The organism is Streptomyces sp. 3211.6, assembly GCF_003634815.1.
Lineage (GTDB): Bacteria > Actinomycetota > Actinomycetes > Streptomycetales > Streptomycetaceae > Streptomyces > Streptomyces katrae_A.
Map to the genome: position 1 here is coordinate 4,164,658 of NZ_RBXC01000001.1, position 22,060 is coordinate 4,186,717.

A 22,060-nucleotide genomic window follows, 5' to 3' on the forward strand; every position below is an offset into this window, starting at 1 on the left:
TGGAACACAGCCCTGTTTCACGTGAAACATCGGCCAGAGAAGCGCCCCGAACAGTGATCGACCAGCCTGTTTGTACCTCCGGGTAGTGACATGCCGACCGGTACGTGCGCAGAATCGGCAGCATCCGACAGCCGCCGCAGCGCCGCAGCGCTCACCGGGAGGACGCTTTGCTGAGCACCATGCAGGATGTACCGCTGCTGATCTCGCGGATCCTGGCCCACGGGTCGACGATTCACGGAAACTCCCAGGTCACGACCTGGACCGGCGAGGCCGAGCCGCACCGGCGTAGCTTCGCCGAGATCGGCGTCCGCGCCGCGCAGCTCGCGCACGGCCTGCGCGACGGCCTCGGAGTGCAGCAGGACGAACGGGTCGCGACGCTCATGTGGAACAACTCCGAGCACGTCGAGGCGTACTTCGCGATCCCGTCCATGGGCGCGGTCCTGCACACGCTCAACCTGAGGCTGCCCCCCGAGCAGCTGGTCTTCATCGTCAACCACGCGGCGGACCGGGTCGTGCTGGTCAACGGGACCCTGCTGCCGCTGCTGGCGCCGCTGCTGCCGCACCTGCCGACGGTCGAGCACGTCGTGGTCGTGGGCATCGGCGACCGCTCGGCCCTCGAAGGGCTCGACGTCCAGGTCCACGAGTACGAGGAGCTCCTGGAAGGCCGTCCCGCGCACTACGACTGGCCCGAGCTGGACGAGCGCCAGGCCGCGGCCATGTGCTACACCTCCGGCACCACCGGGGAGCCCAAGGGCGTCGTCTACTCCCACCGCTCGGTCTACCTGCACTCCATGCAGGTCAACATGACCGAGTCGATGGGCCTCACCGACCACGACACCAGCCTGATCGTCGTTCCGCAGTTCCACGTGAACGCCTGGGGCCTGCCGCACGCCACCTTCATGACCGGCATCAACATGCTGATGCCGGACCGCTTCCTGCAGCCCGCCCCGCTCGCCGAGATGATCGAGCGGGAGAAGCCCACCCACGCCGCGGCCGTCCCCACCATCTGGCAGGGGCTGCTCGCCGAGGTGACCGCGCACCCGCGCGACCTGAGTTCCATGAAGCAGGTCACCATCGGCGGCGCCGCCTGTCCGCCCTCCCTGATGGAGGCCTACGACAAGCTCGGCGTCCGCCTCTGCCACGCCTGGGGCATGACGGAGACCTCGCCGCTGGGCACCATGGCGCACCCGCCGGCCGGGCTCACGGCCGAGGAGGAGTGGCCGTACCGCGTCACCCAGGGCCGCTTCCCCGCCGGGGTCGAGGCCCGTCTCATCGGGCCCGCCGGCGACGTGCTGCCGTGGGACGGGGAGTCGGCGGGCGAGCTGGAGGTCCGCGGCAACTGGATCGCCGGCGCCTACTACGGCGGCGCGTCCGGCGAACCCCTGCGTCCCGAGGACAAGTTCAGCGCCGACGGCTGGCTGAAGACCGGGGACGTCGGCGTGATCAGTGCCGCCGGCTTCCTGACCCTCACCGACCGGGCCAAGGACGTCATCAAGTCCGGTGGCGAGTGGATCTCCAGCGTCGAGCTGGAGAACGCGCTGATGGCCCACCCGGAGGTCGCCGAGGCGGCCGTCGTCGCCGTCCCCGACGAGAAGTGGGGCGAGCGCCCGCTGGCCACCGTCGTCCTCAAGGAGGGCGCCACGGCCGACTACGAGGGACTGCGCGCGTTCCTCGCCCGGTCGATCGCCAAGTGGCAGCTGCCGGAGCGCTGGACGATCGTCGAGGCGGTGCCGAAGACCAGCGTCGGCAAGTTCGACAAGAAGGTGATCCGCAAGCAGTACGCGGACGGCGACCTCGACGTCACCACCCTCGCGTAGGGCCCGGGGCGGCGGGTCAGCCGCGCGTCAGCCACGGACGCAGCAGCCGGCTGACGGCGGGCATGGCCACGTAGGTCATCAGGGTGCTGAAGACGGCCGCGAAGGCGGCCGTCCGCAGTACGAAGTTCAGGTTCACCAGGTACGGCCCGAGCACCGCGTTGCCCAGCAGCGAGATCGGGAAGATGGCCAGGCCGGAGCTGATCGCCATCTTCCACCGTGGCGGCGCCGGCCGGGTCGTACCCGGCTTCGCGAACCAGGTTTCCATGCCCTGCAGCTCGCGCCGGGCTATCTCGGTGTGGTGGTGGCCCTCGCAGTTGGCGAACCACTCGGCCCGCTCCGGCGACTCCTGCCACCGCGCGAGCGCCTTCTGGTCGCGGAAGCGGTGGACGAGGAACCACGGCGCGCCCTCCGCCGCGGGCCGGAACAGCCCGTAGCCGAGGTGGTCCGGGAACCGGGCGGCGGTCTCCAGGATGCCGCGCGCCCAGCTCTCGAACGCCTCCTCGTAGCCCGGCTCCACCTGACGCGCGATGAGCAGGCTCACCTCTCCGTTGTCGGCGGGGACGCTGTGCTCGGTCGTGTCGGTGATGGCCATCGGACCAGGATGGCTAGTTGGTGCCGATCTTGGCCAGGAGGTCCACGATGCGGCCCTGTACGTCCGGGGTGGTCGACCGTTCGGCGAGGAACAGCACGCTCTCCCCGGAGGCGAGCCGCGGCCGGTCGCCCGGCTGGATCCCGGTGGCCGTGTAGACGACCAGCGGGGTGCGGTTGAGCTGCCCGTTGGCGCGCAGCCAGTCCACGATCCCGGCCCGTCGGCGCCGGACCTGCATGAGGTCCATGACCACCAGATTGGGCCGCATCCGGGTCGCCAGTTCCACGGCGTCGGTGTCCGCGCCCGCCCGCGCGACCTGGAGGCCGCGCCGCTCCAGCGCGGCCGTCAGGGCGGTGGCGACCTCGTCGTGCTCCTCGATCAGCAGCACGCGGGAGGGGTGCTGCTCGCTGTCGCGCGGTGCCAGCGCCTTGAGCAGGACGGCCGGATCGGCACCGTACGCCGCCTCGCGCGTGGCGTGCCCCAGCCCGGCCGTGACCAGGACGGGGACCTCGGCGGCCATCGCGGCCTGGCGCAGGGACTGCAGCGCGGTCCGGGTGATCGGGCCGGTCAGCGGGTCGACGAACAGCGCGGCGGGGAAGGCCGCGATCTGCGCGTCCACCTCCTCGCGGGAGTGCACGATCACCGGGCGGTAGCCGCGGTCGCTGAGCGCCTGCTGCGTCTGGGGGTCCGGTGCGGGCCACACCAGCAGCCGGCGCGGGTTGTCCAGCGGCTCGGGCGGGAGCTCGTCGTCCACCGGAAGCGGCACGGGACGGTTGACCACCTCGACCGCGCCGCCGGGCCCGTCCAGGGGCTCGGGGCCCTCGGCGGCGCCCGCCTCGGGGGCTCCTATGGCGAAGGCCCGCCCCTGGGGCGCGGGTTCGGCGAGCCTGCGGCGCCGGCCGGAACCGGACCCGCCGGGGCCGGCCGTGCCCGGGTCCACGGCGATGCCCTGGCCCAGGGTGCCGAGTGCGCGCACGCTGATCGGCTGGCCGGCCGCCGGGGCGTCCCCGGACTGCCGGGCGCCGGGTACGGCCGCCGCCGGTGCCTCCGCGTCCTCCGGTGCGGTCCGGGCCGCCGGAACGGGCCAGGCGGGGGTCGCGGGCAGCGCACGGCGCCGTCCGGTGGGCAGTGCGGGATCCTCGCCGCCGGCGGCGGCCGGGGGCTGCGGGTCGGGCGACGCGGGCGAGCCGAGCACGCGGCGGGCACGGCGTCCGCCCGGGCCGTCGGGGTCGGTCTCGCCGGAGCCGCCCTGGGGCGCCGGAGCGGCCGGAGTCGGTCCGGCGGGCAGCGCGAAGCCGCCCTCGGGCGCGATGGGCCGGGGCGCGGCGGGGGGCGCGAGACCGGCCGCGGGTACCGGTCCGCCGGGCTGCGCGGGCGCGGCCACCGGCCCCAGCGCACGCCGCCGCCCGGCCGGATGCTCGGTCACCGGTACGGGGGGAACGGCGGGTACCGGCGGCAGCGCCGGCATGGCGGTGCCCTGCGGGGGCACCGGCCGGCCGGCACCCGGACCGGAGTCCGGTCCGTTGTCGCCGTCACGGCCCCGCCGTCGCCCGGTACCCAGCCCGGCCGGGTTCACCGGGGACTGCGCGAGCTCCGCCGGACCCGCACCGGGGGCCTGCGCGTCCTGCCCGGACGGCAGCGCCAGCGCGACTCCGGCACCGCGTGCCCCGGCCTGCCTCGCTTCGCCGGTGCCGTCGTCCAGGAAGGCGTCCACCCCGCGTCGGCCCCGCCGGCCGCCGGAGACCGTCGCCGGGGCGGCCTCGGGCTCCGGTGCGGGCTCGGGCTCGGGCAGCTCCACCGTCCCGGCCCCGGAGCCCAGCGGCAGCTCCAGCACGTACGCCCCGCCCGGAGCACCGGGCACCTCCACCGTCTGCAGGAGCCCGCCGTGCGCGGTGACGACGCCCCGCACGATCGGCTCGTGCACGGGGTGGCCGCCTTCGTAGGGGCCGCGCACCTCGATCCGTACGACCTCGCCGCGCTGCGCCGCGGCCACCACGATCGTGGAGTCACCGTATCCGCTGCCCTGACGGGTCTTGCCGGTGGCGTCCACCCCGGCGACGTCCGCGACCAGGTGCGCCAGCGCGGTCGCGACCCGCTCCGCGTCCACTTCGGCCTCGATGGTCGGGGCGTGGACGGCGAACTGGACGCGGCCGGGGCCGATCAGCTCGACCGCGCCGTCGATGCCCGCCTTGACGACCTCGTTGATCAGGGCGTTCTGCTTCTTGAGCTTCTCGCGGCCGGAATCCAGCCGCTGGTAGCCGAGCACGTTGTCGACCAGGGTGGTCATCCGCGCGTACCCGGCGGCCAGGTGGTGCAGCAGCTGGTTGGCCTCGGGCCACAGCTGACCGCCGTCGTCGGCGGCCAGCGTGGCCAGCTCGCCGCGCAGCTCCTCCAGCGGCCCGCGCAGGGAATCGCCGAGCACGGCCGCCAGCTGGGCGTGGCGGGCGGCCAGCGCGTCGTAGGGACGCCGGTCGGTGAAGGTCATGACCGCGCCGACGAGCACGTCCCCGTCCCGCACGGGTGAAGTGGTCAGGTCGACGGCGACGGCCTGCCCGGCCTTGTTCCACAGCACCTGGCCGCGGACCCGGTGCTTGCGCCCGCTGCGCAGGGTGTCGGCGAGCGGGGACTCGTCGAAGGGGAAGGGGGAGCCGTCGGCGCGCGAGTGCTGGATCAGCCCGTGCAGCTCGCGGTTGCCGAGGTCGGTGGCGCGGTAGCCGAGGATCTGGGCGGCGGCCGGATTCACGAGGACGACGCGGCCGTCGGTGTCCGTTCCCACGACGCCTTCGGCGGCGGCGCGCAGGATCATCTCGGTCTGCCGCTGGGAGCGGGCCAGCTCGGCCTCGGTGTCCACGGCCTCGGTGAGGTCCCGCACGACCAGCATCAGCAGCTCGTCGCCGGTGTAGGGCTGCGGCTCGCGGTAGGCGTCACGGCCGTCGAGGTGGGCGCTGGTGACCTCGACGGGGAACTCGGTGCCGTCGGTGCGGCGCGCGGTCATGCGCTGCGGCTTGGAGCGGCCCGTCAGCTCGTCGCCGGGGCGGCGCATCGAACCGGGGATGAGTTTGGAGTCGAACTCCGGGAAGAGGTCGAGGACGCCGCGGCCGACCAGACCGGTGCCGGGGCTCTCCATGACCTCGAGGGCGATCGAATTCGCGTTGACGACCGTGCCGTTGGCATTGACGAGCAACAGCGCGTCCGGGAGCGCGTCGAGTATTGCTGCGAGGCGAGCAGCGCCTCGGGATGGCCTGCTGCTCACGACGAGCGTCCTCCCTGACCACGACTACCGGCATGTCACGGGAGGAGTCTAAGGGCACCGTCCCGCAGCGAGGGGGCGGATGAACGGGGGAAACCGTGCATCCGCCGCATCCTCCCAGGTCAGGCACCCGCACTCGGAAGCACAGGTTCCAGGTTGTTCCAGCGGGCGATGTCGCAGCCGTTCTCGCGTCCGAACCAGCTGTCCACCTTCTGTCCGTGCCACGTTCCCGTGATGTGCGCGGTGGCCGGTCCGCCGCTCTGGAACGTGCACATCGCGGCCCTCGGCGCGGCGGCGAACGGGTCCTCCCCCTGCCTCGCCAGCGTGTCGAGGCGGGCACAGGCCTCCTCGGCCTTGGGGTGGTCGCCGCCGACGGGCCGGCAGTCGAGGCGGTACCGGCCGTTGAGGCTGCCCGCCTTGGAGATGTCGATCGTGAGCCGGTCGGGGGAAGCCAGCAGCCGTCCCAAGGGCAGCGGCGGCAAGGGTCCGGCGGCCGCGGCGGCCAGCGCGGAGGTGACGGCGAAGGCGGCGAGACGCAGCATGGGGCACTCCAGGTCGTCCGTACGTCGTACGCCTCACCAACGACCCGACCGCCCGGACGTTGCGAAGAGGGGGCTTAAGGCTTTGCCCTGCGGCCCCGGCTCCTTGTACCGTGGGAGCGGATTGGTGACCGGCCCTGCGGCTGTGTCATCATCTGCACGCACCCTCATCGCAGGGGTGTGCTGGAGGCGTCGCCTAGTCCGGTCTATGGCGCCGCACTGCTAATGCGGTTTGGGGCTTACACCCCATCGAGGGTTCAAATCCCTCCGCCTCCGCACCTCACCGAAGCCCCGGTCCGCATGGACCGGGGCTTCGGTGCGTTCAGGGTCTGTGTTCGGGGGTCTGCGTTCGGGGCCTGAAAGGGGCCCCTGGGGTTTGGGATGACCCTGCGCGGGTACCCGGCGAGGCCTCCCGGCTGCCGCCCGCCGTACCCGGACGATCTTCTTCTGGCACGTTTCCGCAGGTCAGAGGGGTTGGGGCCAATGGATTTCGCGTCCCGGCGAGGTCCATGTATTGTTGTTCTCGCAAGGCCAACGGGGCGAAAAACCCCGGGAAGCCCAAGCACTCGTAGCTTAACGGATAGAGCATCTGACTACGGATCAGAAGGTTGCAGGTTCGAATCCTGCCGAGTGCACAGCCGGAGAGGCCCCCAGGAGAAATCCTGGGGGCCTCTTGCGTGTGTCCTGCGTTTGCCCTGGCCGGCGGGAGCAGCACCTCAGGGGGAGGGGATCCCCCGGGAGGGCTCAGGGGTGAATTGGCTCCTGTGGGAGACGTGGGCGACGGATCCGGGCCGATACGGTTTCCACAGATCGTTCGAAGCTTGATCGGGGGGCTCTCATGGGACTGTTCGGGAACGCGCACCGGGTGGATCCGGCGTCGGCGCAGCGGGACTACGCGCGGCTGCTGGGGAACGGGGAGCAGGTGCATGTGGCGTACCTGCTGGTGCGCGACACGATCCTGTTCACCGACCGGCGGCTGGTGTTCGTCGACAAGCAGGGGATGACGGGCAAGAAGGTGGAGTACCACTCCGTCCCGTACCGGAGCATCACTCACTTCTCCGTGGAGACCGCCGGGCACTTCGATCTCGACGCCGAGCTCAAGATATGGATATCCGGCAGCGCGGCGCCGATCGAGAAGACCTTCACCAAGGGGGTCGACATCTACGAGATGCAGGCGGTCCTGACGCAGTTCGTCGCGCGCTAGCCGGAGGTCTTCGGCAGCGGGTGACGGGCCGGGTCCCGGTGGGAGTGGGAAGGCGCATGGGGGAGGAAGACCGATCGGACGGCATCGAGCGGCCGCTGCCCCGGTGACCGGCTCCGTCGCGGGGTGGCAGTGCACCGGGATCCGGTGGAGCGGAGGGCGGCCCGCCATCAGGTGGTACGGGCCCGGAGGCGCGGAGCGCGACAGTCCGCTCTCCTACGGGCAGCGGCTGGCCTTCGTCGCCAGGGGCGAGCGGCAGTGCCTGGGCGTGCGGCGGGCCGGGAAGCGGACCCCGTGCCCGGCCGGCCGGAGCGTGCCGGGGCGGGCCGGGAGCGCCCAGTGCCCCGAGTGCGCCCGGCTGGACCGGTCCTTCTCGGTGGCGGCCGACACCAATGCCGCCGATCCGCGCCCCTACCGCGTCTACCTGGCGTGGTTCGGGCCCGGGATGGTCAAGGTGGGCATCACCGCCGAGGAGCGCGGCCCGGTCCGGCTGCTGGAGCAGGGGGCCGTGACCTGGACCTGGCTGGGGCGCGGACCGCTGATGGCGGCACGCCGGACCGAGGAGCTGCTGCGCGCCGCCCTCGGGGTGCCCGACCGGATCTCCTACGCCCGCAAGCGCGCGGTGCGGGCCGGGCTGCCTGCGGAAGCAGAGCGGGCGCGGGAGGTGGCCGAGCTGCATGCCCGGGCGGCGGCGCTGCAGGGGTGGCCCGAGTCGCTGGAGCGGCTGGGGTGCGCGGTCACCGACCATGCCGGGCCGTTCGGGCTGGCCGGGCTGCCGGTTCCGGCGCGGGTGGTCACGGAGCTGGTGCCCGGTGCGGGGGTCGTGGGGCTGCTGGCGGGGGCCGCGGGGCCGGACCTGCACTTCGCGGACGGGCTCGTGGTCGACACCCGGCTGCTGGCGGGCTGGGAGCTGGCCTCGGCCCCCGCGGACGCGGTGACCGGCGTACCGCTGGCGGCCATCGCCCCGCCGGCGGAGGCGGGCGGACAGGACGGCCTCTTCTGAGGGCGGGTGCCGCGGCTCCGTGCCGCCTGGCGGACCGGGGCCCGGGAGGGGTGGCACGGTCCTGGGGAGCAAGGTCAAAACTTGGATCCCTTTGGGCTGCCGGGCCTGATTCTGGTGGACATGCCAAGGGGTTGGCGCGGAGGGTGGGGACATGAGCATCCAGCCCGTTCCGGCGTTCGAACCGCCTTATGTCATGGCCGTATTCAGCAGTGTCCGCACTTCCGACGACAGCGGATATCCGGAGACCCTGGCCCGGATGGCCGAGCTCGTCCGGGACAACCCCGGGTTCCTCGGCTACGAGTCCGCGCGCACGCCCGGAGGCCTCGGCATCACCGTGTCCTACTTCCGCGACCACGAGTCCCTCGCCGCGTGGCGCACGGAGCTGGAGCACCAGGCGGCCATGAAGCAGGGCCGCGGCCACTGGTACGAGAGCTACACCCTGCACGTCGCGACCGTCGAGCGGAGCCACGGCTTTGCCCGCGACGCCTGAGACCGTCCGGGCCTTCCGCGAGCGGCTGGGCCTGCCCGGACTGGTGGACGTGCACACGCACTTCATGCCGGACCGGGTGATGCGCAAGGTGTGGGACTACTTCGATGCCGCCGGGCCGCTGACCGGTGTGGCGTGGCCCATCACCTACCGCCACGAGGAGGAGCAGCGGGTCGGGCTGCTGCGGGAGTTCGGGGTCCGGGCGTTCACCTCGATGCTCTACCCGCACAAGCCCGGGATGGCCGCCTGGCTCAACGCGTGGGCGGAGGATTTCGCCGCCCGCACCCCCGACTGCCTGCACACCGCGACCTTCTTCCCGGAGGAAGGCGTGGCGGCCTACGCGGGGCAGGCGGTGGAGCGGGGGGCCCGGGTGTTCAAGGCCCACCTCCAGGTCGGCGGCTACGACCCGAACGACGCCCTCCTGGAGCCGGTGTGGGGGCTGCTGGCCGAAGCGCGCGTCCCGGTCGTCGTCCACTGCGGCTCCGGGCCCGCACCGGGCAAGTACACCGGGCCCGGCCCGGTCGCCCGGCTGCTGGCCCGCCACCCGCGGCTGCCGCTGATCGTCGCGCACATGGGGATGCCCGAGTACACCGACTTCCTCGACCTGGCCGACCGCTACCCCGAGGTGCGGCTCGACACGACCATGGCCTTCACCGACTTCTCCGAGCAGTTCAGCGGCTTCCCGCCCGGGGACCTGGGACGCCTCGCCGACCTCGGGGACCGGATCCTGCTGGGCACCGACTTCCCGAACATCCCCTATCCCTACGAGCACCAGCTGGAGGCCCTGGAGCGGCTCGGGCTCGGGGACGACTGGCTGCGCGCGGTCTGCCACGACAACGCCGCCCGGCTGTTCTCCCTTCCCCCGGCGGGCGACTGAGCCGCCGGGGGCGCCGGGAAGCCTTTCTCAGGAGATTCACAGGTTGGGGCAAGAGCGCTCTCAGAGGCGCGGGCCAGCGTGGGGGCATGACAGCGACGACCACCTCCCATGCGTCCACGTCCACGGCCAACCCGACGGCGCTGACGCGCCCGGACGGCGGCCCCTGCCGGGTCCTCGTCGTCGACGACGAGGCCTCGCTCTCCGAGCTGCTGTCCATGGCCCTGCGCTACGAGGGCTGCGAGGTCCGCAGCGCCGGTGACGGAGCGGGCGCCGTGCGCGCGGCGCGGGAGTTCCGGCCCGACGTGGTGGTCCTCGACGTCATGCTCCCCGACATGGACGGGCTGTCCGTGCTCGGCCTGCTCCGCCGGGAGATCCCGCAGGTCCCGGTGCTGTTCCTGACCGCCAAGGACTCCGTCGAGGACCGCATCGCGGGCCTGACGGCCGGCGGCGACGACTACGTCACCAAGCCGTTCAGCCTGGAGGAGGTCGTGGCCCGGCTGCGCGGCCTGGTCCGCCGCTCCGGCGCGGCGCAGGCCGCCCGCGGCGGCTCGGTCCTCTCGGTCGGCGACCTGAGCCTCGACGAGGACAGCCACGAGGTGGTCCGCGGCGGCCAGGAGGTGCACCTGACCGCCACCGAGTTCGAGCTGCTGCGCTACCTGATGCGCAACCCGCGCCGGGTGCTGAGCAAGGCGCAGATCCTGGACCGGGTGTGGTCCTACGACTTCGGCGGCCAGGCCAACGTGGTGGAGCTCTACATCTCCTACCTGCGGCGCAAGCTGGAGGGCGGCACCGGACTGCCCCCGATGATCCACACCCGGCGCGGCGCCGGCTACCTGATCAAGCCGGCCGAGTAGTGGCCCGCCGCCCTTCCCGGCCGCGGCCCGGGCGGCCCGGGCGGCCCGCACCGTCCGGACGGCGCGGGCCGCGCCGCCGCCGGCCGTGGTCGCTGCGGACCCGGCTGGTGGTGTCGGCGGTGGCGCTGATCGCCGTGGTGGGCGCGGCCATCGGGACCGTCACCACCCTCGCCATGCGCTCCCGGCTGATGGGAGAGCTGGACAAGCAGCTGACCAACTCCGTGGAGATGGTCGTCCGGGGGCCGGGCGCCGGCAAGGCGGCCCGCGAGGGCAGCCTCGGCTTCGTCTTCGCCCCCGGCTCTCCCATGGGCGCCGCCGGGGTCCGTCTGGACGTGAAGCGGAAGGTGATCGGCGGGGCCCGGATCGCTCCTGTGGAGGGCCCGGGACTCGATCACCGGGAGGTCCTGACCCAGGCGCAGACGGAGGTGCTGGAGCAGGTCGCACGGACGGCCGGCCCGGCCGGGTCCGGCAGGGTGGACGTGGACCTGCCGGGGCTCGGCGCCTACCGGGCGATGGCCGCGCCCGACGGAGAGCTGGTCCTGGCCTTCCCCCTCAAGGGCGTGGACTCCACCGTGAACACCCTGATCGCCGTGGAGGTCTGCGTCACCCTGGCCGGCCTGATCGCCGCCTCCCTCGCCGGACAGGCGCTGGTCGCGGTCGCCCTGCGCCCGCTGCGCCGGGTCGCCGCCACCGCCACCCGCGTCTCCGAGCTGCCCCTGCACAGCGGCGAACCGGCCCTGCACGAACGGGTCCCCGAGGCTGAGGCGGATCCCCGTACGGAGGTCGGACAGGTCGGTGCGGCCCTCAACCGGATGCTGGGGCACGTCTCCTCGGCACTGACGGCCCGCCAGCAGAGCGAGACACAGGTCCGTCAGTTCGTGGCCGACGCCTCCCACGAGCTGCGCACCCCCCTCGCCTCCATCCGCGGCTACGCCGAACTGACCCGCAGGGGGCGCGAGGAGCCCGGCCCCGACACCCGCCACGCCCTGGCCCGGATCGAGTCCGAAGCCACCCGGATGACCGGGCTGGTCGAGGACCTGCTGCTGCTGGCCCGGCTGGACGCGGGCCGCCCGCTCTCCCGCGAGGACACCGATCTGGCCCCCCTCGTCGTGGACGCCGTCAGTGACGCCCGGGCCGCCGGCCCCGGCCACCACTGGCGTCTGGCCCTGCCCGACGAACCCGCGCCCGTCCTGGCCGACCCGGCCCGGATCCAGCAGGTCCTGGTGAACCTCCTCGCCAACGCCCGCACCCACACTCCGCCGGGTACCACCGTCACGGCCCGTGTTTCACGTGAAACATCCGCCGTCCGGCTGCGGATCGAGGACGACGGTCCCGGGATCCCCGCCGAGCTGATGCCGCACATCTTCGAGCGCTTCGCCCGCGGCGACGCCTCCCGCTCCCGCGCGGCGGGCTCCACCGGCCTGGGCCTGGCCATCGTCCAGGCCGTGGTCACAGCTCACGACGGGCGGGTCGGCGTGGAGAGCGAGCCGGGACGGACCTGCTTCGAGGTTCTGCTCCCCCTCACCGGGGACCCCCGTCCCATGACACCGGCGGACTCACAGAGGGACCACAGGGTCAGCACACCGAGGTGACAGGGCGCCCGGTGAGGGTCGGAGCATGTCAACCGACACCTCTTCCGACGCCCTCCCGGCCCGGGCGCCCCTGGCGCCCGCGCCCGGCGAGCCCGTACTCGACGTGGTGATCCCGGTCTACAACGAGGAAAAGGACCTCGGCCCCTGCGTGCGAAGGCTGCACGCCCACCTCACCCGGACCTTCCCGTACCCCTTCCGCATCACCATCGCCGACAACGCCAGCACCGACCGCACCCCCGCCTTCGCGGCCGAGCTCGCCGCCGCCGTCCCCGGCGTACGCAGCGTCCGGCTGGAGGAGAAGGGCCGCGGCCGTGCCCTGCGCACCGTGTGGAGCCGCTCGGAGGCGCCCGTCCTCGCGTACATGGACGTGGACCTCTCCACCGATCTGAACGCCCTGCTTCCCCTGGTGGCCCCGCTGATCTCCGGCCATTCCGAGCTGGCCATCGGCACCCGGCTCGCCCGTTCCTCAAGGGTCGTGCGGGGAGCGAAACGGGAGTTCGTCTCCCGCGCCTACAACCTGCTGCTGCGCTCCTCCCTCGCCGCCCGGTTCAGCGACGCCCAGTGCGGCTTCAAGGCCATCCGCCGGGAGGTCGCCGAACGGCTGCTGCCGCTGGTCGAGGACTCCGGCTGGTTCTTCGACACCGAGCTGCTGGTCCTGGCCGAACGGGCCGGGCTGCGCATCCACGAGGTGCCGGTGGACTGGGTGGACGATCCCGACTCCACGGTCCACATCGTCAGGACCGCCACCGAGGACCTGAAGGGCGTCTGGCGCGTGGGCCGGGCGCTGGCCCTCGGGGAGCTCCCCCTGGACCGGCTCGCCCGCCCCTTCGGCGACGACCCGCGCGACCGCACCGCCCTGCCCGGGGTGCCGCGCGCACTGGCCCGCCAACTGCTCGGCTTCTGCGCGGTCGGACTGCTGTCCACCCTCTGCTACCTGGCCCTGTACTCCCTCTTCCGGCTCGCCGCCGGACCCCAAGCCGCCAACGCCGCCGCCCTGCTGGTCTCCGCCGTGGCCAACACCGCCGCCAACCGCCGGCTCACCTTCGGGGTCCGGGGCCGCGACCGCGCGCTGCGCCACCAGGCCCAGGGCCTGGTCGTGTTCGCCATCGGCCTGGCCCTGACCAGCGGCTCCCTGGCCGCCCTCGGCGCGGGCACCGACGATGCCGCCCACGGCACCGAACTGGCCGTGCTGGTCACCGCCAACCTCGCCGCCACCGTGCTGCGCTTCCTGCTCTTCCGCGCCTGGGTCTTCCCCGAGCGCCGCACCACTCCCGTTCCCGTGAAGGACGACCACCGATGACCACGGCCCACCCGCCCTTCGGCGCCCCGTTCCCCGAACGGCCCCCCGCCCCCACCTCCGTCCCAGCCCCCGGCCCCGACCGGGCCGCGGACGCCGCCGCGCGCCGGACCGCCACCGGCCGGCCCCGCTGGGAACGGCCCGCCTACGCCGGGCTGCTGCTGGCCACCGCCGTGCTCCTGCTCTGGAACCTGGGCGCGTCCGGCTACGCCAACTCCTTCTACTCCGCCGCCGTGCAGGCGGGCTCCGAGAGCTGGAAGGCCTTCTTCTTCGGCTCCTCCGACGCCGGGAACTCCATCACCGTCGACAAGCCGCCGGCCGCCCTGTGGCCGATGATGCTGTCCGTCCGGGCGTTCGGGCTCGGCTTCTGGCAGATCCTCGTCCCGCAGGCCCTGATGGGCGTCGCGACCACCGCCGTCCTGTACGCCGCCGTGCGCCGCCAGTTCGGCCCTGCGGCAGCGCTGATCGGCGGCGCCGCGTTCGCGCTCACCCCCGTCGCCGCGCTGATGTTCCGCTTCAACAACCCCGACGCGCTGCTGACGCTGCTGCTGACCGTGACGGTGTGCTGCGTGCTGCGCGCCCTGGACGGGGCGCGGACCGGGTGGCTGGTCGCGGCCGGCGCCGCGATCGGCCTGGGCTTCCTGACCAAGACGCTCCAGGCCTTCGTCATCCTGCCGCCGCTGGTCCTGCTGTACGCCGTCTGCGCGCCGGCCCGGCTGCGCAGGAGGCTCGGGCAGCTGCTGCTCGCCGGGGCCGCGATGGTGGTGACCGGCGGCTGGTGGGTGGCCGTCGTGGAGCTGTGGCCCGCCTCCTCCCGCCCGTACATCGGCGGCTCGCAGCACAACTCCTTCCTGGAACTGACCTTCGGCTACAACGGACTGGGCCGGCTGAACGGCGACGAGACCGGCAGCGTGGGCGGCGGGCGGACCGGCGGGGCCGCCGGCGCGTTCGGGACGTACGGGCTGCCCGAGGGCGGGCCGGGCCTGCGCGGCGGGGGCGGCGGCTGGGGGGAGACCGGTGTGGGCCGGCTGTTCTCCGGCACCGTCGGAGGCCAGATCTCCTGGCTGCTGCCGGCGGCGCTGGTGCTGCTGGTGGCGGGGCTGGTGGTGACCTGGCGGGCCGGCCGGGCCACCGACTGCCTCCAGAGCACGGCCCGCGCGGCCTTCCTGGCCTGGGGCGGCTGCCTGCTGATCACCGCCGTGGTGTTCAGCTGGATGCAGGGCATCTTCCACGAGTACTACACGGTCGCGCTGGCTCCGTTCGTGGCCGCGCTGGTGGGCATGGGCGTGGCCGTGCTGTGGGAGGAGCGGGGCGGCAGGGCCGCCGCGCTCACCCTGTCCGGGACCCTCGCCCTGACCGCCGTCTGGTCGTACGTACTGCTCGGCCGCTCCTCCGGCTATCTGCCGTGGCTGCGCTGGACGGTGCTCGTGGCCGGGCTGCTCGCCGCCGCCGCACTGCCGTTCGCCGCCCGGCTGGGCCGCCGGGTACTGCTCGGCGCGGCCGCGCTGGGGCTGGGCGCGGCCCTGGCGGGCCCGTTCGCGTACTGCCTGACCACGATCGGCACCGGTCACACCGGGTCGATCGTGACGGCAGGTCCGGCGGTGGCCGGCGGGCGGGGCGGCCCGGGCGGGATGCGCTTCGGGCCGGGCGGGGAGGGGTTCGGGGGCGGTATGCCGGGCCTGCCCGGGGGCGGGCCGGGCGGCGGAGCGCCGCAGGGAGGCTCGCAGGGAGCGCCGCAGGGAGCACCGCAAGGGGGCCAAGGGGGCGGCGGTACCGCCCAGGGCTTCCCGCGGGGCGCCTGGCCGGGCCCCGGTCAGGCGGGCGGCGCGGCGGCCCGGTCCGGGACCGGGTCTGGGGCCGGGTCCGGGCGGGGCATGCGGGGCGGGGCCGGCGGGCTGCTCGACGGGGCCCGGGTCTCCGCCGGGGCCGAGGCGGCGCTGCGCGCCGACGCGAGCCGGTACACCTGGGCGGCGGCCGCCATCGGCTCGCAGAACGCGGCGAGTTACCAGCTGGCCTCCGGCCGCCCCGTGATGCCGCTCGGCGGTTTCAACGGCAGCGACCCTTCGCCGACGCTGGAGCAGTTCAAGGCCTACGTGAAGGCCGGGAAGATCCACTGGTTCATCGCCCAGGCCGGCCTCGAAGGCGGCGCGGAGTCCCGGGCGGCCGGTCGGCCGGGCGGTCAGGGCGGCCCCGGCGGTCAGGGAGCCCCCGGCAGTCAGGGAGCCCCCGGCGGTCAGGGCGGCCCGGGCGGGTCGGCCAGTACGGCCGTCGAGAGCTGGGTGAAGGCCACGTTCAAGGCCGTCACCATCGACGGAGCCACCTTCTACGACCTGACGGCCCCTTCGACCGGCACGTCCTGAACCGGCCCCGATCCACGCGGCACCCCCTAGCATCAAGAGGGCGGACCGGGCATTCCGGGCTGATCCCCTTGTGATGAGGAGGGCACCTCGATGGTGACCGAGGCTGATCCGGGCGAGGCCAGGACCAGTGTGTGGCTGGCCGTGCGGCCCGCCGCCCCCGTCAGACGCCGTACCGACGCCCCCTCGGGGCTGGACCGGGACCGGATCACCGCCGCCACCGTGCGGCTGCTGGACGCACAAGGGCTCGGCCGCTTCTCCATGCGGAGGCTGGCGGCCGAACTGGGCGTCACCGCGATGTCCCTGTACTGGTACGTGGACACCAAGCACGATCTGCTCGAACTGGCCCTGGACCGGGCCCTGGGCCAGCAGCGCCTCCCGGCCGGCCCGTCCCGGGAGGAGCCCTGGGCGAGCCGGCTGAGGGAACTGGCCTGCGGCTACCGCAGGCTGCTGGCGGAGCACCCGTGGGTGGCTCCGCTCAGCGCGGTCTATCCCAACATCGGCCCGCACGCACGGGCCTTCGACGCCGCCCTGCACCGGCTGCTGGAGGCCGCCGGCCTGGCGGACGCCTGCCGGACCGGTGCCCACCTCGCCGTGTCGCAGTTCCTGAACGGCTGCGCCCTGCACGGCTGCGGGGGCACGGTCCGGCGGGCGCCCGAGGCGGACTTCGCCCTGGCCCTCGACGTCCTCATCGCGGGCATCGAGGCCAAGGCGGCCGTCCGCGGGGCCCGGGCCTGACCGACCGGAGGACCCGGATCCGGCTGGCCGGCCTCAGGCCTGGGACGGGGCCTTGCCGGAGGCCTGGGCCGGGACGCCGGGGGTGTCTTCGGTGCCCGGGGCGTGGGCGGCCGGCTTCGACTTCAGCGCGACCTCCTTGATGAAGACCACCAGCACCAGCCCGAGCAGCGCGCTCGGTGCGGCGTAGAGGAAGACGTCGCCGACGCCGTGCCCGTACGCGGACTCCATGACCTGCCGCAGCGGCGCGGGCAGCTTGTCGAGGTCGGGGATCCCGCCCCCGCCGGCGCCGCCGTGTGCCAGGGCCGCCGCCTTCGGGCCGAGTGCGGCCAGCCCGTCCTTGACGTAGTGGGTGACCCGGTTGGCCATGACCGCGCCCAGGGCCGAGACGCCCATGGCGCCGCCGAGGGAGCGGAAGAAGGTGACGACGGAGCTGGCCGCGCCGAGGTCCTGGGGGGCGACCTGGTTCTGGGTGGCGAGGACCAGGTTCTGCATCATCATGCCGAGGCCGAGGCCGGTCAGCGCCATGAACAGGGCGATGCGCCAGTACGGGGTGTCGTAGCGCAGGGTGCCCAGCAGTCCGAGTCCGGCGGTCAGCAGCACACCGCCGGAGACCAGGAAGGCCTTCCACTTGCCGGTCTTGGTGATGATCTGGCCGGAGACCGTGGAGGAGACGAAGAGGCCGCCGATCATCGGGATGGTCAGGATGCCCGACATGGTGGGGGACTCGCCGCGGGCCAGCTGGAAGTACTGGCTGAAGAAGACCGTGCCGGAGAACATCGCGATGCCGACGAAGAGCGAGGCGGCGGAGGCCAGGCTGATGGTCTTGTTGCGGAAGAGGCGCAGCGGGATGATCGGGTCGCTCGCGCGGGACTCCACGAGGAGGGACAGCAGGCCGAGCACGAGGGCTCCGCCGGTCATCGCCAGGGTGGTCCAGGAGATCCAGTCGTACGAGTCGCCGGCCTGGGTGACCCAGATGAGCAGCAGCGAGACGGCGCCGCTGATCAGGAAGGCGCCCAGCCAGTCGACCTTCACGTCCCGGCGGACGACCGGGAGGTGCAGGGTGCGCTGGAGCACGATCAGGGCGATCACCGCGAAGGGCACGCCGACGTAGAAGCACCAGCGCCAGCCGAGCCACGAGGTGTCGGTGATGACGCCGCCGAGCAGCGGCCCGCCGACGGTGGCGACGGCGAAGACCGCGCCGAGGTAGCCGCTGTAGCGCCCGCGCTCGCGCGGGGAGATCATCGCGGCCATCACGATCTGGGCGAGGGCGGAGAGGCCGCCGACGCCGATGCCCTGGACGACGCGGCAGGCGATGAGCATGCCGGTGTTCTGGGACAGGCCCGCGACCACGGAGCCGAGGACGTAGACCACCAGGGATATCTGGACGAGCAGCTTCTTGCTGAAGAGGTCGGACAGCTTGCCCCACAGCGGGGTGGCGGCCGTCATCGACAGCAGGGCGGCGGTGACGACCCAGGTGTAGGAGGACTGGGTGCCGCCGAGGTCGCTGATGATCTGGGGCAGGGCGTTGGAGACGATCGTGGAGGACAGGATCGCCACGAACATGCCGAGCATGAGCCCGGACAGCGCCTTCATGATCTGGGAGTGGGTCATGGGCGCGCCGTCGGACGTGGTCTCCGACTGGCCGCCTCCCCGCACACCGGAGGGTGTGGTCGTAGCCATGTGTTTCCTTTGCCTAGAAGCTCGATCGGAGTCGGGCCAGCAGGGTGTTGAGTGCGTCGATGTCCTCGGCCGACCAGTCGGCCAGGGCCTTCTCCAGCGCGTCCGTGTAGCGGGCGCCGAGCTCGGTGAGCACGGCACGCCCCTCGTCGGTCAGGCGCAGGATCCGGCAGCGGCCGTCGCCGGGGTCGGTCTCCCGGTCGATCCAGCCGCGCTGTGCCACGTGGGCGACGTGCCGGCTGCTGACGGAGATGTCGACGGCCATGTATTCGGTGAGCCGGCTGAGCCGCATCTCGCCGTGCCGGTCGAGCACGGTGAGGACGGCGGCGGCGCCGGGCGGGCAGTGCGGGGGCAGGATCCGGGCCAGGTCGCGTTTGACCGCCCCGATGCCGGTGAGCTGGCGGGCCAGCTCCTCGTACCGGGTGTTCTGTGCCGTGTGCGTGGCCACCGGACCCGCCCCCCATCTCGTTGCTTAGGGCAACGATAGAAGAGCATGGTTGCTACAGGCAAATGAATTCGGGGTCGGGGGCGGTAAAGGAATCGGAAAACCCGCTAGGGTCCAGCCATGTCCGCACAGCACAACTCACCTGAAGCCGAGGGCTCCTACGACCCCGCCGGCAGCACTCAGATGTTCCGCGCGTTCGTGGCGGAGGGCGAGGAACAGGCGGCCCGCACCCCGGCCGTGCCGGGCTCGCGCCGCCGGCCCAAGGAGCCGGGCGCCCTGTCCGGGGGCCGGATCGCCCTGGTCCTCGCGCTGGTCCTCGCGCTGGGGGCGGCGCTGTGGGTGGTGCTCCACTGAGGCGCCGCGGCCGGGTCAGCTCCAGGTAGCGGTGACCGTGCGGGTCTCCACGTGCATGCCGAGGGGCACCCGCCAGGCGTCCAGGCACACCGTGTAGGTCTGCGTCCTGGAGGTCCGGCCCGCGATGGGGGCGGGCAGGGGCTGGGTCGTGGTGACCGTGGCCCAGTCGATGCCGAGGGCGCCGATGACGTGCGTCGCGAAGGTGACCGTGCCGGAACGGGCCGCGGTGGTACCGGTGTTGGTGAAGGTCACCGTGACGCGCTCGCACCAGCGGTCGGAAGCCGCCGCGCGGGCCGGGGTGCTCAGGGTGAGGGACGCGGGGGTGGCGGGCGGGGGTGCGGTGCCGCCGCCCGGGCCTCCTGAGGTCCCGGAGCCCCCTGAGGTCCCGGAGCCTCCTGTGCCGCCGGATCCGCCCGAGCCTCCTGTGCCGCCCGAGCCTCCAGTGTCGCCCGAGCCGCCTGTGCCGCCCTGCCCCGGTGTCGGGGTGCCGGAGCCGCCCGTGCCGCCCGGGGTGCCGTTGCCGGTGCCCGCGCCCCCGGCGCCGGGGGCGGTCTCTGGGGTGCCCGGGGCCGGCGGGGTGCCGGGGGCGGGGTCGGAGCCGCCCTGGGCGGTGGCCGTCGCTCCGGCTCCGGCGGAGCTCCCGCCGGGCCGGGACCCCGGCGCGCCGGGCGCCGTAGTGGCGGAAGCGCCCGCGGAAGGGGCGGGGCCGGCCGGCCCGGCCGGCTGGTACTCCACCTGCCCCCGCGGCGGTACGTTCTGCCCCGCGCCCCGCTCGGGCCCGGGGGCCGCGGCGCCCACGGCGGCGTAGCCGTCGCGGACCGGGCCGCCGCATCCGGCGAGGGCGGCGGCGGCCGTGCAGCACAGGGCCAGGGCGAGGGTGCGCGCCGCGCGGGATCCCGTTGGCATCGCGCCAGTGTTCCTGACGTGATGTCAAATGTGAACCCCGCGTCGGCGGACGATCGGGGCGCTACTCGCCGATCAGGCCCGTGCGCAGCTGCGCCAGCGTCCGCGTCAGCAGCCGGGAGACGTGCATCTGGGAGATGCCGACCTCCTCGCCGATCTGCGACTGGGTCATGTTCGCGAAGAACCGCAGCATGATGATCTGCCGCTCCCTGGGCGGGAGTTTGGCCAGCAGCGGCTTGAGCGATTCGCGGTACTCGACGCCCTCCAGCGCGCTGTCCTCGTACCCGAGCCGGTCGGCGAGGGAGCCCTCGCCGCCCTCGTCCTCCGGGGAGGGGGAGTCGAGCGAGGAGGCGGTGTAGGCGTTGCCGACGGCGAGCCCGTCGACGACCTCCTCCTCGGTGACGCCGAGGACGGCCGCCAGCTCCGGCACGGTCGGGGACCGGTCGAGGCGCTGGGCGAGTTCGTCGCTGGCCTTGGTCAGCGCGAGGCGCAGTTCCTGGAGCCGGCGCGGGACGCGGACGGACCAGGAAGTGTCCCTAAAGAATCGTTTGATCTCGCCCACGACGGTCGGCATCGCGAACGTCGGGAACTCCACTCCGCGTTCGCAGTCGAACCGGTCGATCGCCTTGATCAGGCCGATGGTGCCGACCTGGACGATGTCTTCCATCGGCTCGTTGCGGCTGCGGAACCGGGCTGCCGCGTAGCGCACCAGCGGCAGGTTCAGCTCGATCAGGGTGTCGCGTACGTACGCCCGTTCGGGGCTGTCCGGGTCCAGGGTGGCGAGTCGCTGGAAGAGGGAGCGGGAGAGGGTGCGGGTGTCGATGGCTTCCGAGCGGTCGGCCACTGCCGGCAGCTCACGCTCGACGAGCGTGAGTACCTTGGAGCTGCCCTGGTCTACGGACATGCCACCCCCTTGAGGTCGCGGACGGTCGCGTATCGGCGCGTCCGTCGGAGGAACGCAGCCTCCACCTGAATACCGGAGGCGGGGCTGCGGCAAACGCGGTTCCAGCAGAATGTCACATGTCGGCAACACGCTGTAGCGCCATGTCGACAAGTATCTCCAGCGACAGACGACCGACCGAGCGGAATGAGCCGGTTCTGTAGGGAATCGCGGGCCGGGCTCCACCCGATCCGGTTAAGCCTCGATCCTGTTTGCGGATCTCAGACGGGCGAAGCTGCGTGCGAGCAGCCGTGAGACGTGCATCTGGGAGACCCCAAGCTCGGCGCTGATCTGCGACTGCGTCAGGTTGTTGTAGTAGCGCAGCAGGAGGATCCGCTGCTCCCGCTCGGGCAGTTGTACGAGCAGGTGGCGGACGAGGTCGCGGTGTTCGACACCGGCCAGCTCGGGGTCCTCGTAGCCGAGCCGGTCGAGCAGCCCGGGCATCCCGTCGCCCTCCTGGGCGGCTTCGAGGGAGGTCGCGTGGTAGCTGCGGCCGGCCTCGATGCAGGAGAGCACCTCGTCCTCGCTGATCCGCAGCCGCTCGGCGATCTCGGGGGTGGTGGGGGTGCGGCCGTGGAGGGTGGTGAGGTCTTCGGTGGCGGCGTTGACCTGCACCCACAGCTCGTGGAGGCGGCGCGGGACGTGCACGGTGCGGACGTTGTCGCGGAAGTATCGTTTGATCTCGCCCACCACGGTCGGCATGGCGAAGGTGGGGAACTGGACGCCGCGCTCGGGGTCGAAGCGGTCGATCGCGTTGATCAGGCCGATGGTGCCGACCTGTACGACGTCCTCCATCGGCTCGTTGCGGCTGCGGAAGCGGGCGGCTGCGTAGCGCACGAGCGGGAGGTTGGCCTCGATCAGGGCCCCGCGCACCCGGTTGTGCTCGCTGGTGCCCGGCACCAGGCCCTTCAGCTGGCCGAAAAGCACCTGTGTCAGGGCCCGGGTGTCCGCACCCCGGCTCTGCGGTCGCGGCGCGGCAGCGGCGGCCTCCTGGGCCTCGGCGGGAAGCTCGTGCGGCTGTTCCTGGCGGAGCTCTTGCTGGGGAGGCACCTGAGGCGCAGTACTGGCCGGCACGGTCACGCCACCCCTTCGGTCAACTCATCCGTCTCATCCGTCAAAAGCGGTCATAGCATCACAAGA

Annotated in this window: 19 protein-coding genes and 2 tRNA genes; 13 read left to right on the forward strand and 8 right to left on the reverse strand. The window is 73.2% G+C overall.

Going from position 1 to position 22,060, the window contains the following annotated elements:
* Positions 1-167: 167 nt before the first annotated feature.
* Positions 168-1,817, forward strand: a complete 1,650-nt coding sequence (locus tag BX286_RS19210) for a long-chain fatty acid--CoA ligase (RefSeq protein ID WP_121015598.1) — start codon at positions 168-170, stop codon at positions 1,815-1,817.
* Positions 1,818-1,833: 16 nt separating this feature from the next.
* Here the strand turns inward: BX286_RS19210 and BX286_RS19215 are convergent, their stop codons facing one another.
* The 3 genes from BX286_RS19215 to BX286_RS19225 all read right to left on the reverse strand — a co-directional run bounded on the left by BX286_RS19215 (position 1,834) and on the right by BX286_RS19225 (position 6,198).
* Positions 1,834-2,409, reverse strand: coding sequence for an antibiotic biosynthesis monooxygenase (locus BX286_RS19215; protein WP_100863284.1), 576 nt, complete (start codon positions 2,407-2,409; stop codon positions 1,834-1,836).
* 13 nt (positions 2,410-2,422) lie between these two features.
* Entirely contained in the window at positions 2,423-5,659 is a 3,237-nt protein-coding gene (locus BX286_RS19220) for a PAS domain-containing protein (RefSeq protein ID WP_121015601.1), read from the reverse strand.
* A gap of 119 nt (positions 5,660-5,778) precedes the next feature.
* Positions 5,779-6,198 carry an SSI family serine proteinase inhibitor gene (locus tag BX286_RS19225; RefSeq protein ID WP_079428790.1) on the reverse strand — a complete coding sequence of 140 codons (420 nt, stop codon included), beginning with the start codon at positions 6,196-6,198 and terminating at the stop codon, positions 5,779-5,781.
* Between the two features lie 182 nt (positions 6,199-6,380).
* On the opposite strand from BX286_RS19225, the gene BX286_RS19230 reads away from it, so the two are divergent.
* The 11 genes from BX286_RS19230 to BX286_RS19280 all read left to right on the forward strand — a co-directional run bounded on the left by BX286_RS19230 (position 6,381) and on the right by BX286_RS19280 (position 16,601).
* Positions 6,381-6,471: transfer RNA gene (locus tag BX286_RS19230), tRNA-Ser, on the forward strand.
* Positions 6,472-6,757: 286 nt separating this feature from the next.
* Positions 6,758-6,830, forward strand: a tRNA-Arg gene (locus tag BX286_RS19235).
* 203 nt (positions 6,831-7,033) lie between these two features.
* Positions 7,034-7,399, forward strand: coding sequence for a PH domain-containing protein (locus BX286_RS19240; RefSeq protein ID WP_079428792.1), 366 nt, complete (start codon positions 7,034-7,036; stop codon positions 7,397-7,399).
* A gap of 103 nt (positions 7,400-7,502) precedes the next feature.
* Complete coding sequence (locus tag BX286_RS19245; protein WP_121015603.1) at positions 7,503-8,399, forward strand: DUF2797 domain-containing protein; 897 nt, start codon at positions 7,503-7,505, stop codon at positions 8,397-8,399.
* A 151-nt stretch (positions 8,400-8,550) separates the two neighbouring features.
* Entirely contained in the window at positions 8,551-8,889 is a 339-nt protein-coding gene (locus BX286_RS19250) for an antibiotic biosynthesis monooxygenase (protein WP_079428796.1), read from the forward strand.
* Positions 8,873-9,763, forward strand: a complete 891-nt coding sequence (locus tag BX286_RS19255) for an amidohydrolase family protein (protein ID WP_121015605.1) — start codon at positions 8,873-8,875, stop codon at positions 9,761-9,763. Before BX286_RS19250 ends, BX286_RS19255 begins: the two co-directional genes overlap by 17 nt.
* Positions 9,764-9,849: 86 nt before the next feature.
* The gene (locus tag BX286_RS19260) at positions 9,850-10,617 is read left to right on the forward strand and encodes a response regulator transcription factor (RefSeq protein WP_079428800.1); all 768 of its coding nucleotides are present in this window, start codon (positions 9,850-9,852) and stop codon (positions 10,615-10,617) included.
* Positions 10,617-12,209, forward strand: coding sequence for a HAMP domain-containing sensor histidine kinase (locus BX286_RS19265; RefSeq protein ID WP_121015607.1), 1,593 nt, complete (start codon positions 10,617-10,619; stop codon positions 12,207-12,209). Before BX286_RS19260 ends, BX286_RS19265 begins: the two co-directional genes overlap by 1 nt.
* Before the next feature lie 25 nt (positions 12,210-12,234).
* Positions 12,235-13,509, forward strand: coding sequence for a bifunctional glycosyltransferase family 2/GtrA family protein (locus BX286_RS19270; protein ID WP_121015609.1), 1,275 nt, complete (start codon positions 12,235-12,237; stop codon positions 13,507-13,509).
* A complete protein-coding gene (locus BX286_RS19275) occupies positions 13,506-15,866 on the forward strand; it encodes a glycosyltransferase family 39 protein (protein WP_121015611.1) in 2,361 nt (786 codons plus the stop codon). The genes BX286_RS19270 and BX286_RS19275 overlap by 4 nt, the downstream gene beginning before the upstream one ends.
* A 90-nt stretch (positions 15,867-15,956) precedes the next feature.
* A complete protein-coding gene (locus BX286_RS19280; protein WP_079428806.1) occupies positions 15,957-16,601 on the forward strand; it encodes a TetR/AcrR family transcriptional regulator in 645 nt (214 codons plus the stop codon).
* 33 nt (positions 16,602-16,634) lie between these two features.
* Here the strand turns inward: BX286_RS19280 and BX286_RS19285 are convergent, their stop codons facing one another.
* Positions 16,635-18,281 carry an MDR family MFS transporter gene (locus BX286_RS19285; RefSeq protein ID WP_261993466.1) on the reverse strand — a complete coding sequence of 549 codons (1,647 nt, stop codon included), beginning with the start codon at positions 18,279-18,281 and terminating at the stop codon, positions 16,635-16,637.
* Positions 18,282-18,294: 13 nt separating this feature from the next.
* A complete protein-coding gene (locus BX286_RS19290; protein WP_079428810.1) occupies positions 18,295-18,726 on the reverse strand; it encodes a MarR family winged helix-turn-helix transcriptional regulator in 432 nt (143 codons plus the stop codon).
* Between the two features lie 117 nt (positions 18,727-18,843).
* Between BX286_RS19290 and BX286_RS19295 the strand changes: the two genes are divergently transcribed.
* Positions 18,844-19,077 carry a hypothetical protein gene (locus BX286_RS19295; RefSeq protein ID WP_079428812.1) on the forward strand — a complete coding sequence of 78 codons (234 nt, stop codon included), beginning with the start codon at positions 18,844-18,846 and terminating at the stop codon, positions 19,075-19,077.
* A 15-nt stretch (positions 19,078-19,092) separates the two neighbouring features.
* Here BX286_RS19295 and BX286_RS36650 read toward each other — a convergent pair whose 3' ends face one another.
* From BX286_RS36650 to BX286_RS19315, 3 genes are all read right to left on the reverse strand, one after another.
* A complete protein-coding gene (locus tag BX286_RS36650; RefSeq protein ID WP_261993467.1) occupies positions 19,093-19,983 on the reverse strand; it encodes a hypothetical protein in 891 nt (296 codons plus the stop codon).
* Between the two features lie 61 nt (positions 19,984-20,044).
* A complete protein-coding gene (locus BX286_RS19310) occupies positions 20,045-20,884 on the reverse strand; it encodes an RNA polymerase sigma factor SigF (protein WP_079428814.1) in 840 nt (279 codons plus the stop codon).
* A gap of 231 nt (positions 20,885-21,115) precedes the next feature.
* Complete coding sequence (locus BX286_RS19315; RefSeq protein ID WP_398898699.1) at positions 21,116-22,000, reverse strand: RNA polymerase sigma factor SigF; 885 nt, start codon at positions 21,998-22,000, stop codon at positions 21,116-21,118.
* Positions 22,001-22,060 lie beyond the last annotated feature (60 nt).

Excerpts from the sequence above, each read along its gene's own strand:
- BX286_RS19215 (WP_100863284.1), bottom strand. The coding sequence starts at position 2,409 with ATGGCCATCACCGACACGACCGAGCACAGCGTCCCCGCCGACAACGGA.
- BX286_RS19225 (WP_079428790.1), bottom strand. The coding sequence starts at position 6,198 with ATGCTGCGTCTCGCCGCCTTCGCCGTCACCTCCGCGCTGGCCGCCGCG.
- BX286_RS19240 (WP_079428792.1), top strand. The coding sequence starts at position 7,034 with ATGGGACTGTTCGGGAACGCGCACCGGGTGGATCCGGCGTCGGCGCAG.
- BX286_RS19250 (WP_079428796.1), top strand. The coding sequence starts at position 8,551 with ATGAGCATCCAGCCCGTTCCGGCGTTCGAACCGCCTTATGTCATGGCC.
- BX286_RS19260 (WP_079428800.1), top strand. The coding sequence starts at position 9,850 with ATGACAGCGACGACCACCTCCCATGCGTCCACGTCCACGGCCAACCCG.
- BX286_RS19270 (WP_121015609.1), top strand. The coding sequence starts at position 12,235 with ATGTCAACCGACACCTCTTCCGACGCCCTCCCGGCCCGGGCGCCCCTG.
- BX286_RS19275 (WP_121015611.1), top strand. The coding sequence starts at position 13,506 with ATGACCACGGCCCACCCGCCCTTCGGCGCCCCGTTCCCCGAACGGCCC.
- BX286_RS19280 (WP_079428806.1), top strand. The coding sequence starts at position 15,957 with ATGGTGACCGAGGCTGATCCGGGCGAGGCCAGGACCAGTGTGTGGCTG.
- BX286_RS19285 (WP_261993466.1), bottom strand. The coding sequence starts at position 18,281 with ATGGCTACGACCACACCCTCCGGTGTGCGGGGAGGCGGCCAGTCGGAG.
- BX286_RS19295 (WP_079428812.1), top strand. The coding sequence starts at position 18,844 with ATGTCCGCACAGCACAACTCACCTGAAGCCGAGGGCTCCTACGACCCC.
- BX286_RS36650 (WP_261993467.1), bottom strand. The coding sequence starts at position 19,983 with ATGCCAACGGGATCCCGCGCGGCGCGCACCCTCGCCCTGGCCCTGTGC.
- BX286_RS19310 (WP_079428814.1), bottom strand. The coding sequence starts at position 20,884 with ATGTCCGTAGACCAGGGCAGCTCCAAGGTACTCACGCTCGTCGAGCGT.